This is a genomic window from Streptomyces sp. NPDC031132, from assembly GCF_055570595.1.
In genome coordinates this window covers 154,441-165,267 of the sequence record NZ_JBVIGX010000001.1, presented here as the reverse complement: position 1 = coordinate 165,267, position 10,827 = coordinate 154,441, and the positions used below count along the sequence as shown (strand labels likewise).

Sequence of the window (10,827 nt, the reverse complement as noted above, 5' to 3'; positions counted from 1 at the left end):
GGCTTCTCGGGTGTGGCTGCGGGCGCCTTAGTGTTGTGCGTTCTCGGGTGGGGGTTGTCTCCCCCCCCCCCCCCCCCCCCCCCCCCGCCGTGCCCCCCCCCCCCCCCCCCCCCCCCCCCCCACCCCCGGTGCTGGGTGCTACTTGTTGATGCGGTTCGCGATTTCCTTGTCCGCGTCCGCGCCCGCCTTGGCGGCGTCCTCACCCTTCAGGACCTTGGTCATGAACTCCTTGAGCGGGTTGGGCTCGGTCTCGACGTTCGCCCAGCCCGGGGTGACCGGGGTGATCTTGCCGTTGGCGCCGGCCTTGGCCATGGCCTCGGCGAAGGAGCCCGCGGCCGGGGTGAAGTTCGCGCCGACCTGGTTGGGGAGCAGCGCGCCCTTGGTCTCGGCGGCGTACTTCGTCATCTGGTCCTTGCCGGCGGCGAGGGCCAGCCACTCCTTGGCGAGCTCCTTGTTCTTGGAGCGCTCGGCGACGGCGAGGTTCGAGCCGCCGAGGAAGACGGTGCCCGGCTTGTCGGCGGTCTTGCCCGGGATCGGGAAGTAGCCGAAGTCGGCTTCCTTGCCCGCGTCCTTCAGGGCCTTCTCCGCACCGCCGGCCTCCCAGCCGAGACCGATCCAGGAGGCGACGCCGCCCTTGGGAACGACGTCGGTGGACTGCTGCGGGGTGGCCTCGTCCTTGTCCTTGGGGGCGGTGGAGTAGGACTGGAGCTTCTTGTAGAACTCCATCGCGGACGCGGCCTGGGGGGTGCCGAGGCCGCCCTTCCACTTGTCGCCGTCCTTGACGGCGAGTTCGCCGCCCTCGTCCCAGACGAAGCCGGCGAGGACGTACCAGCTCTGGCCGGGCAGGTAGATCGGCTGCGAGGCCGGGTCCGCGGCCTTGAGCTTGTCGAGGCCGGCGACCCACTCGTCGCGGGTGGTCGGCGGGGTGACGCCCGCCTTCGCGAAGGCCTTCTTGTCGTAGACGACGACGCGGTTGGCCGCGTACCAGGGAGCGGAGTAGAGCTTGCCGTCGTACTCGGCAGAGGCGAGCATGCTCTTCTGCCAGGCGTCCGCGCCGAGCTTGGACTTGTCCTTGGTCAGGTCGGCGAGGCCGCCGGTGACCGCGTAGCCGGAGGTCTGGGTGTTGCCGAGCTCGAGGACGTCCGGCGGGGTGTTCTCGGAGAGGGCCGTGGTGACCTTCTCCTGGATGCCCTTCCACTGCTGCTCTTCGACCTTGACGGTGACACCCGGGTGCTTGGCCGAGAACTCCGCGTTGACCGCGTCGATCCAGGCCTTGGGCGCGGAGCCGTCCATCACCCAGACGGTGATCTCCTTGGCGCCGCCCGCGTCGGTCTTCCCCTTGTCGTCGCCGCCGTTGCCGCACGCCGCGACTCCGACCATCATGCCCGCGACACTGACCGCCGCGATGAGCTTGCGCTTCACGCCACCCTCCTCAGGGATGCTGCCTGCAACTTCCCTCGCCCGCCGCGGTGACATGCACCAAGTACTGCCCGTGGGGCCGGGATCTGATCCATATTGGTTTAGACCAGTAACCGGAGCTTGGCCTAGACCTTTAGGGGTGTCAAGGGTCTAATGAGCGGGTGATCGGTCCGTTACCGGACCGACACCTGGGGGAGGGAGGAGGCCTGCCCTCCCACCCGTGTCACGATGTGACCGCACATATCGGAGGAGCCGGTGACGGCAGCGAAACTGGAGTCGGGAAGGCGGGCGGCGATGTCCACCGAAGGGGCGACCACGGAGCCGGAGGGCGGGGCAGCCACTCGCACGGCGCGCGTGCCCAAGTACTACCGACTCAAGCGGCACTTGCTCGACATGACCGAGACACTGCCCCCCGGCACGCCCGTACCGCCGGAGCGCACGCTCGCGGCCGAGTTCGACACCTCGCGGACCACCGTGCGCCAGGCGCTCCAGGAGCTCGTCGTCGAGGGCCGGCTGGAGCGCATTCAGGGCAAAGGCACCTTTGTCGCGAAACCGAAGGTCTCCCAGCCGCTCCAACTGTCCTCGTACACGGAGGACATGCGGGCCCAGGGGCTGGAGCCCACCTCCCAACTCCTGGACATCGGCTACGTGACGGCCGACGACACCCTGGCCGGGCTGCTCAAGATCGCCACGGGCGGGCGGGTCCTGCGCATCGAGCGGCTGCGTCTGGCCAGCGGCGAGCCGATGGCCATCGAGACCACCCACCTCTCGGCCAAGCGCTTCCCCGCGCTGCGCCGCTCGCTGGCCAAGTACACGTCCCTCTACACCGCGCTCGCCGAGGTGTACGACGTACGGCTCGCGGAGGCCGAGGAGACCATCGAGACCTCCCTGGCCACCCCGCGCGAGGCGGGCCTGCTGGGCACGGACGTCGGCCTGCCGATGCTCATGCTCTCCCGCCACTCCCTGGACGCCGACGGCGAACCGGTCGAGTGGGTCCGCTCGGTGTACCGCGGCGATCGTTACAAGTTCGTGGCGCGACTCCAGCGCCCCGCTGTGTGATTCGTAGTTGACTCTCGTTCCGCTATACGGACGGGGGCTTACGTTCACCGGGCGAGCCCCCGTAGATTCCCTGCCTTTACGCAGATGATCAACGAGGGGACGAGGATCATGCCGGAACCGGAAGCAACAGGGACAGAACGGAACGCGGCGAGTCCGGGCACAGCGGCGGACTCGCCTTCCGCATCAGGGGACATGGCGGCGGAAGGCGCGACGTCGGGGGGCATGACCCCGAAGTCGATCGCCGTCTGGGTGCTCGTCGGCCTCGTCGGGGCCCTCGGGTGGGGCATCCTGGCGCTCTCGCGCGGCGAGGAGATCTCGGCCGCCTGGCTGCTCGCCGCCGCGCTGGGCTCGTACGCGATCGGCTACCGCTTCTACGCGCGCTTCATCTCCCACCGGGTCCTGAAGGTCGACAAGACGCGGGCCACCCCGGCCGAACGCCTTGACAACGGTGTCGACTTCCACCCCACCGACCGCCGGGTGCTCTTCGGCCACCACTTCGCCGCCGTGGCCGGCGCCGGTCCGCTCGTCGGCCCCGTGCTCGCCGCGCAGATGGGCTACCTGCCGGGCACCATCTGGATCGTCGCGGGCGTCATCTTCGCGGGCGCCGTCCAGGACATGGTCACCCTCTTCTTCTCCACCCGCCGCGACGGGCGTTCGCTCGGCCAGATGGCCCGGGACGAGATCGGCCCCGTCGGCGGAGCCGCCGCCCTGGTCGCCGTGTTCGCCATCATGATCATCTTGCTGGCCGTGCTCGCACTGGTCATCGTCAACGCGCTGGCGCACTCCCCCTGGGGCGTCTTCTCCATCGGCATGACCATCCCGATCGCCCTCTTCATGGGCTTCTACCTGCGCGTCCTGCGGCCGGGCCGGGTCACCGAGATCTCCGTCATCGGCGTCGCCCTGCTGCTGCTCGCCATCGTCGCGGGCGGCTGGGTCGCCGAGTCCTCGCTGGCGAGCACCTTCACGCTGGAGAAGGAGACGCTCGTCCTCTGGATGGTCGCGTACGGCTTCGTCGCCTCGGTGCTGCCGGTGTGGATGCTGCTCGCGCCCCGCGACTACCTGTCCACCTTCATGAAGGTCGGCACCATCGCGCTGATGGCGGTGGGCGTGGTGCTGGCGATGCCGACGCTGAAGATGCCCGCGGTCACCGACTTCGCCGCCCGCGGGGACGGGCCGGTCTTCGCCGGGTCGATGTTCCCCTTCGTCTTCATCACCATCGCCTGCGGCGCCCTGTCCGGCTTCCACGCGCTGGTCTCCTCGGGCACCACCCCGAAGATGATCCAGAAGGAGACCCAGGTCCGGGTCATCGGCTACGGCGCCATGCTGACGGAGTCCTTCGTCGCCGTCATGGCGATCATCGCGGCCACCATCATCGAGCCCGGCCTGTTCTTCGCGGTCAACTCCCCGCCCGGTGTCATCGGCATCACCGTCGAGACCGCCTCGCAGGCCGTGACCCACTTCGGCTTCGCCGTGTCGCCCGAGTACCTGGCGCAGGCCGCGAAGGACGTCGAGGAGGCCAGCCTGCTGTCCCGTACGGGCGGCGCACCGACGTTCGCACTCGGAATGTCGGAAATCTTCTCGTCCGTGGTCGGCGGCGCCGGGATGAAGGCGTTCTGGTACCACTTCGCGATCATGTTCGAGGCGCTGTTCATCCTGACCACCCTCGACGCGGGCACCCGCGTCGGCCGGTTCATGCTCCAGGACACCCTCGGCAACGTGCACAAGTCCTTCAAGGACATCAGCTGGAAGCCGGGCGTGTGGCTGGCGAGCGCACTCGTCGTCGGCGGCTGGGGCTACTTCCTGTGGGTCGGCATCAAGGACCCGCTGGGCGGCATCAACCAGCTGTTCCCGCTGTTCGGGATCGCGAACCAGCTGCTCGCGGCGGTCGCCCTGGCCGTCTGCACCACGCTGCTCGTCAAGTCCGGGCGGCTCAAGTGGGCCTGGGTGACCGGCGTCCCGCTGGCCTGGGACGTGGCCGTCACGCTCACCGCGAGCTACCAGAAGGTGTTCTCCGACGACGTGAAGGTCGGCTTCTTCGCGCAGCGCGACAAGTACCAGACCGGGATCGACGCCGGGAAGGTGCTGCCGCCCGCCAAGAACATGGACGAGATGCACACCGTGGTCACCAACGCCACCGTGGACGGCGCACTGTCGGCGCTGTTCGCGATCCTGATCATCATCGTGCTGCTGGACGCGGCGCGGACCTGCTTCAAGGCGATCGCCGCCCCGGAGACGGTCAGGCTGTCCGAGGTCCCGTGGACCGAGTCGAAGATCATCGCCCCGGCCGGGCTCATCGCGACGCCCGAGGAGCGGGCGGAGCTCGCCGCCGCCGGCCTGGACTCGGGCGGCGGCCGCGTGAAGGAGCCGGTGGCGTGAGCGGCGTCCGCGCGGCGCTGGCGAAGGCGCGGTTCTTCGTACGGGAGTTCTCGGGCGAGGCGGCGTACGACCGCTACGTCGCACACGCCCGCGCGCACGACCCCGCGGCCGAGGTCCTGACCCGCCGCGCCTTCGAACGCGCCCGCACGGACGCCCGCGAGGCAGACCCCCGCGAGGGCTTCCGCTGCTGCTGAGCCCTGACTCGCCGAAGGGCCCCGCCGGTCACGGCGGGGCCCTTCGGTGCGCTCAGCGCACCCACTCCTTGAGGGGCTCGGTGGGCAGGGTGATACCGACGGGCTCGGGAAGTTCGATGTCCTTGCCGAACGGAACGGTGCGGACACTCTCGTACCGGCTGCCGTCCGGCTCACTGTGGACAGTGACCTCGCAGGTCTCCCTGTCGATCAGCAAGTACACCGGAATGCCGGTCTCCGCGTAGCCACGGGGCTTCTCATGTCGGTCGCGGGCATCCGTGTCGGTGTCGTACGACGTCACCTCCACGACCATCAGTACAGGGTCGGGCTCGGCCCATTCCCCGTGTCCTGCAAGGGAGGCGGTCAACACCAAGACGCCATCAGGCCGAGCACGGCCATTGCGACACCGCTGGATCTTGATGCCCTGCTCGCCGTAGAACCACAGGTCCGGCCGCGACTGCATGCACATGCGCGACAGCCACACGATGATCGTCCCGTGGTTCCCATCCGGCGCCGCCTTGACCCCCAGCTTCCCCTTGATGAACTCGAACCGCAGCCCTTCGACCTCTCTGGCGGCCATCCGCGCCACGGTCTCGAACTCTTCGGTCAGCATCTGGGGCCGGTCGGTCATCACGGTCATGCCTCGCTCGCCTTCCTCGACGGTGCTGTCTCCGACGATAGCGCCGGGCACCGACATCCGTCCGGCACACTCGACCGCATGGACATCGTGATCAGGGAAGCGCTGGCGGCGGAGTACGGGACGCTCGGGGAGATCACCGCGCAGGCCTACCTCGGGGACGGGCTGCTCACCTTCGGCGACGACGACCCGTACCTCGCGCGGCTGCGGGACGTGGCCGGGCGGGCGCGCGACGGCGTGATACTCGTCGCCGCCACGAGCGACGGACAGCTCCTCGGCGGTGTGGCGTTCGCCGCCCCCGGGAGCCCGCTGTGCGACATCGCCGTGGCCGGCGAGGCCGAGTTCCGGATGCTGGCCGTCGCCCGAGCGGGCCGCGGGCGGGGTGCCGGGGAGGCGCTCGTACGGGCCTGCATGGAGCGGGCGAGGGCCATCGAGGGCGTACGGCGCCTCGTTCTGTCCACCACGGACGACATGGTCGGGGCCCACCGGATCTACGAACGGCTCGGCTTCGTGCGCACGCCCGAACGCAACTGGGAGCCCGTCCCCGGCCTCACTCTGCTCACGTACGGTCTCGAACTGTAGCCACGCCGACACAACATCTAGGGGGTCGCACAGGAACCGGCCCCCACATGTATGCTCATGCTCGCTGTCGTCGCAGGGGAATCCGGTGTGAATCCGGAACTGTCCCGCAACGGTATGAAGTACACCCATTGGTGTCACCGCAAGTCCGAGGACCTGCCGACAGTGCGCCCGGCTCGACCGAACCGGGTGCCGACACGTCCGGGCCTCGCGGTTGGGCCGGTGGACGCCGTGCGGTGTGCCCCCGAGGCGGTGCCCGCGCGCGCCCGCTCGCGCCCGCACCGCAGGTGTCCCGGAGCCGAGCGAGGGAGAGCTCCCCCCGTGACCATCGCGCCTTCCGCACCGCGCGCCGAGTCCGACCCGTCCGACACCGGAATCGAGACCGGGGGACCTGGGGCCGCACTGCTGCGTACCCTCACCGAGCTGACGGCCGACCTCCCCGACACCGACCCGGGCCGGGTCGCCGCCGCCGCGCTCCGCGGGCGCAGCGCCGCCGCCGACGAGGCCGAACTGCGCGGGCTGGCCACGGAGGCCGCCGCCGGCCTCATCTCCGAGGACCCGGCGTACTCCCGGCTCGCCGCCCGGCTGCTGACGCTGGCCGTCGCCGAGGAAGCCGCCGGCCAGGGGGCCACCTCCTTCTCCTCCTCCGTCGCGGTCGGCCACCGCGAGGGCCTGATCGCCGACCGCACCGCCGAGTTCGTCGCGCTGCACGCGAGCCGCCTGGACGCACTCGTCGAGCACACCCTCGCCGAGGGCGCCGACGACCGCTTCGGCTTCTTCGGCCTGCGCACCCTGCACAGCCGCTACCTGCTGCGCCACCCGATCACCCGCCAGGTCGTCGAGACCCCGCAGCACTTCATGCTGCGCGTGGCCTGCGGCCTCGCCGAGAACGACAGCGTCCAGGCCGTCGAGGAAGTGGCCTCCCTCTACCGGCTGATGAGCCGCCTCGACTACCTGCCGTCCTCCCCCACGCTCTTCAACTCCGGCACCCGGCACCCGCAGATGTCCTCCTGCTACCTGCTGGACTCCCCGCTGGACGAGCTCGACTCGATCTACGACCGCTACCACCAGGTCGCGCGCCTGTCGAAGCACGCCGGCGGCATCGGCCTCTCGTACTCGCGCATCCGCGCCCGCGGTTCGCTGATCCGCGGTACGAACGGCCACTCCAACGGCATCGTGCCGTTCCTGAAGACCCTCGACGCCTCCGTCGCCGCCGTGAACCAGGGCGGCCGCCGCAAGGGTGCCGCCGCCGTCTACCTGGAGACCTGGCACGCGGACATCGAGGAGTTCCTGGAGCTCCGCGACAACACCGGCGAGGACCAGCGCCGTACGCACAACCTGAACCTGGCGCACTGGGTCCCGGACGAGTTCATGCGCCGTGTCAACGCGGACGCCGACTGGTCGCTGTTCTCCCCGGCCGACGTGCCCGAGCTGGTCGACCTGTGGGGCGACGAGTTCGACGCCGCCTACCGCAAGGCCGAGGCGGACGGCCTGGCCCGCAAGAGCATGCCCGCCCGCGACCTGTACGGCCGGATGATGCGCACCCTCGCGCAGACCGGCCAGGGCTGGATGACCTTCAAGGACGCCTCCAACCGCACGGCGAACCAGACCGCCGAGCCGGGCCGGGTCGTCCACTCGTCGAACCTGTGCACCGAGATCCTCGAGGTCACCAACGACGGCGAGACCGCCGTCTGCAACCTGGGCTCCGTCAACCTGGGCGCGTTCGTCCTCACCGAGACGGGTGAGATGGACTGGGAGCGGCTGGACGAGACCGTCCGCACCGCCGTGACGTTCCTCGACCGCGTCGTGGACATCAACTTCTACCCGACCGAGCAGGCCGAGCGCTCCAACTCCCGCTGGCGCCCGGTCGGCCTGGGTGCGATGGGCCTCCAGGACGTCTTCTTCAAGCTGCGCCTGCCCTTCGACTCCGCCGAGGCGCGCGCCCTCTCCACCAAGATCGCCGAGCGCATCATGCTCGCGGCGTACGAGGCCTCCTGCGACCTGGCCGAGCGCCACGGCGCGCTCCCGGCCTGGTCGGAGACCCGCACCGCCCGCGGTGTCCTGCACCCGGACCACTACGACACCGCGCGCGCCTGGCCCGAGCGCTGGGACGCCCTGCGCGCCCGCGTCGCCGAGACCGGCATGCGCAACTCCCTGCTCCTCGCCATCGCCCCGACGGCGACGATCGCCTCGATCGCCGGCGTGTACGAGTGCATCGAGCCGCAGGTCTCGAACCTCTTCAAGCGCGAGACGCTGAGCGGTGAGTTCCTCCAGGTCAACGGCTACCTGGTGGAGGAGCTGAAGAGCCTCGGCGTGTGGGACGCCCAGACCCGCGAGGCCCTGCGCGACTCCAGCGGCTCGGTCCAGGGCTTCGGCTGGATCCCGGCCGAGGTGCGCGAGCTGTACCGCACGGCGTGGGAGATCCCGCAGCGCGGCCTGATCGACATGGCGGCGGCCCGTACGCCGTACCTCGACCAGTCGCAGTCGCTGAACCTGTTCCTGGAGACGCCGACCATCGGGAAGCTGTCCTCGATGTACGCGTACGCCTGGAAGCAGGGCCTGAAGACCACGTACTACCTGCGCTCGCGCCCGGCGACGAGGATCGCGCGCGCCGCGCAGGCGGCCACCCCCGTCGCACTGCCCCAGGCGGTCGCCGACGCCGAGGCGCTGGCCTGCTCCCTTGAGAACCCCGAGTCCTGCGAGGCCTGCCAGTAATGAGCTCCACCGACAAGAACAAGAACCTCCTGGACCCGGGCTTCGAGCTGACCCTCCGCCCCATGCGCTACCCGGACTTCTACGAACGCTACCGGGACGCGATCAAGAACACCTGGACCGTCGAGGAGGTCGACCTCCACTCGGACGTCGCCGACCTCGCGAAGCTGACGCCCGCCGAGCAGCACATGATCGGCCGCCTCGTCGCGTTCTTCGCGACGGGCGACTCGATCGTCTCGAACAACCTGGTGCTGACGCTCTACAAGCACATCAACTCCCCGGAGGCGCGCCTGTACCTGTCGCGCCAGCTGTTCGAGGAGGCCGTGCACGTCCAGTTCTATCTGACGCTGCTCGACACCTACCTGCCCGACCCGGACGACCGCGCGGCCGCCTTCGACGCCGTCGAGGAGATCCCGTCGATCCGCGAGAAGGCGCAGTTCTGCTTCAAGTGGATCAACGAGGTCGAGAAGCTGGACCGGCTGGAGACGCAGGCCGACCGCCGTCGCTTCCTGCTGAACCTGATCTGTTTCGCGGCGTGCATCGAGGGCCTGTTCTTCTACGGCGCCTTCGCGTACGTGTACTGGTTCCGTTCGCGTGGCCTGCTGCACGGCCTGGCCACCGGCACCAACTGGGTGTTCCGCGACGAAACCATGCACATGAACTTCGCGTTCGAGGTCGTGGACACGGTCCGCAAGGAGGAGCCGGAGCTCTTCGACGACGCGCTCCAGCAGCAGGTCACGGACATGCTGAAGGAAGCCGTGGAGGCGGAGCTGCAGTTCGGCCGCGACCTGTGCGGTGACGGCCTGCCGGGCATGAACACCGAGTCGATGCGCGAGTACCTGGAGTGCGTCGCGGACCAGCGCCTGGTCCGCCTCGGATTCCCGCCGGTGTACGGCTCGCAGAACCCGTTCTCCTTCATGGAGCTCCAGGGCGTCCAGGAGCTGACGAACTTCTTCGAGCGCCGCCCGTCGGCCTACCAGGTCGCGGTCGAGGGCACGGTCGACCTGGACGAGGACTTCTAAGTCGCCTGCTCCAGTGGCTTGATAGCGTCCCCGCCCATGGGGAGAACGACTCGGGTGACCGGGGTCCTGGGCGGGGGCGCTTCGTCGTGTCCGTGACCGGGTGGGCCGGGCGGGCGCGGTTGCGGCCGGGGGGCGTGGTGTACGGGGGCGCCGTCGGGTCCGCCACCGCGCACGCGCACCACTCCGTGCAGGTCATCGTCGCACTGGGCGGGGACGAGCTGCTGATGGCCGGGCCGGGCGGGGAGCCGTTCCGGTGCCGGGCGTACGTGGTCCCGTCCGGGGTGCGGCACGCCGTGCTGGGCCGGGTTCCCCGCGGGGTGGTACTGCACTACGACCCGCTCTCCGTCACCGGGCGCCGGCTCGCGGCGCTGGCGGGGGACGCGGGGGACCTCGTACCGGATGCGCTGCCCGCCGATCCCTTCGAGGCGGCCTGCGCGCTGGACTCCGTACTGCCCCGAGGGCCGCTGCCGCGTGCGGATCCGCACCCGGGGCTGGCGCGGGTGCTGGCCTGGCTGCCCGGGCGGGAGCACGTACGGCTCTCCGAGGCGGCCGAGGTGGCGTGTCTGTCGGAGAGCCGCCTCGCGCACCTGTTCCGGGCGGAGCTGGGGCTGCCGTTCCGCCCGTACGTCCTGTGGCTGCGGCTGATGCGGGCCGCCGAACTCGCCTCCCAGGGGCACTCCCTGACGGACGCGGCGCACGGCGCGGGTTTCGCCGACGGGGCACATTTCAGCCGGGTGTGGCGGCGGATGTTCGGGATCCCGCCGTCGGACTTCACCCGCACCATCCAGTGGATGTAGCAGGTTCGTTCAAGCGTGGGCGGGGCCCTCGGCCG

The 10,827-nt window shown here is 70.1% G+C and carries 9 protein-coding genes and 1 riboswitch; of the genes, 7 read left to right on the top strand and 2 right to left on the bottom strand.

What is annotated here, in order from left to right; translation table 11 throughout:
* Positions 1-138: 138 nt before the first annotated feature.
* Positions 139-1,422 carry an extracellular solute-binding protein gene (locus ACZ49B_RS00755; protein WP_468299113.1) on the bottom strand — a complete coding sequence of 428 codons (1,284 nt, stop codon included), beginning with the start codon at positions 1,420-1,422 and terminating at the stop codon, positions 139-141.
* Positions 1,423-1,713: 291 nt separating this feature from the next.
* On the opposite strand from ACZ49B_RS00755, the gene ACZ49B_RS00750 reads away from it, so the two are divergent.
* The 3 genes from ACZ49B_RS00750 to ACZ49B_RS00740 all read left to right on the top strand — a co-directional run bounded on the left by ACZ49B_RS00750 (position 1,714) and on the right by ACZ49B_RS00740 (position 5,048).
* Positions 1,714-2,478 carry a GntR family transcriptional regulator gene (locus tag ACZ49B_RS00750; protein WP_030153577.1) on the top strand — a complete coding sequence of 255 codons (765 nt, stop codon included), beginning with the start codon at positions 1,714-1,716 and terminating at the stop codon, positions 2,476-2,478.
* Positions 2,479-2,700: 222 nt separating this feature from the next.
* On the top strand, positions 2,701-4,854 hold the full coding sequence (locus ACZ49B_RS00745) for a carbon starvation CstA family protein (protein ID WP_468299111.1): 2,154 nt from the start codon (positions 2,701-2,703) through the stop codon (positions 4,852-4,854).
* On the top strand, positions 4,851-5,048 hold the full coding sequence (locus ACZ49B_RS00740) for a YbdD/YjiX family protein (protein ID WP_365952518.1): 198 nt from the start codon (positions 4,851-4,853) through the stop codon (positions 5,046-5,048). The genes ACZ49B_RS00745 and ACZ49B_RS00740 overlap by 4 nt, the downstream gene beginning before the upstream one ends.
* 52 nt (positions 5,049-5,100) lie before the next feature.
* Here the strand turns inward: ACZ49B_RS00740 and ACZ49B_RS00735 are convergent, their stop codons facing one another.
* A complete protein-coding gene (locus ACZ49B_RS00735; protein WP_468299108.1) occupies positions 5,101-5,685 on the bottom strand; it encodes a Uma2 family endonuclease in 585 nt (194 codons plus the stop codon).
* 78 nt (positions 5,686-5,763) lie between these two features.
* On the opposite strand from ACZ49B_RS00735, the gene ACZ49B_RS00730 reads away from it, so the two are divergent.
* From ACZ49B_RS00730 to ACZ49B_RS00715, 4 genes are all read left to right on the top strand, one after another.
* Complete coding sequence (locus ACZ49B_RS00730; RefSeq protein WP_468299106.1) at positions 5,764-6,264, top strand: GNAT family N-acetyltransferase; 501 nt, start codon at positions 5,764-5,766, stop codon at positions 6,262-6,264.
* Positions 6,265-6,315: 51 nt separating this feature from the next.
* Positions 6,316-6,439: riboswitch (cobalamin riboswitch) on the top strand.
* A 143-nt stretch (positions 6,440-6,582) separates the two neighbouring features.
* The gene (locus ACZ49B_RS00725) at positions 6,583-8,976 is read left to right on the top strand and encodes a ribonucleoside-diphosphate reductase subunit alpha (protein ID WP_468299104.1); all 2,394 of its coding nucleotides are present in this window, start codon (positions 6,583-6,585) and stop codon (positions 8,974-8,976) included.
* Complete coding sequence (locus ACZ49B_RS00720; RefSeq protein WP_468299102.1) at positions 8,976-9,995, top strand: ribonucleotide-diphosphate reductase subunit beta; 1,020 nt, start codon at positions 8,976-8,978, stop codon at positions 9,993-9,995. Before ACZ49B_RS00725 ends, ACZ49B_RS00720 begins: the two co-directional genes overlap by 1 nt.
* A gap of 86 nt (positions 9,996-10,081) precedes the next feature.
* The gene (locus ACZ49B_RS00715; protein ID WP_468299100.1) at positions 10,082-10,792 is read left to right on the top strand and encodes an AraC family transcriptional regulator; all 711 of its coding nucleotides are present in this window, start codon (positions 10,082-10,084) and stop codon (positions 10,790-10,792) included.
* Positions 10,793-10,827: the final 35 nt, after the last annotated feature.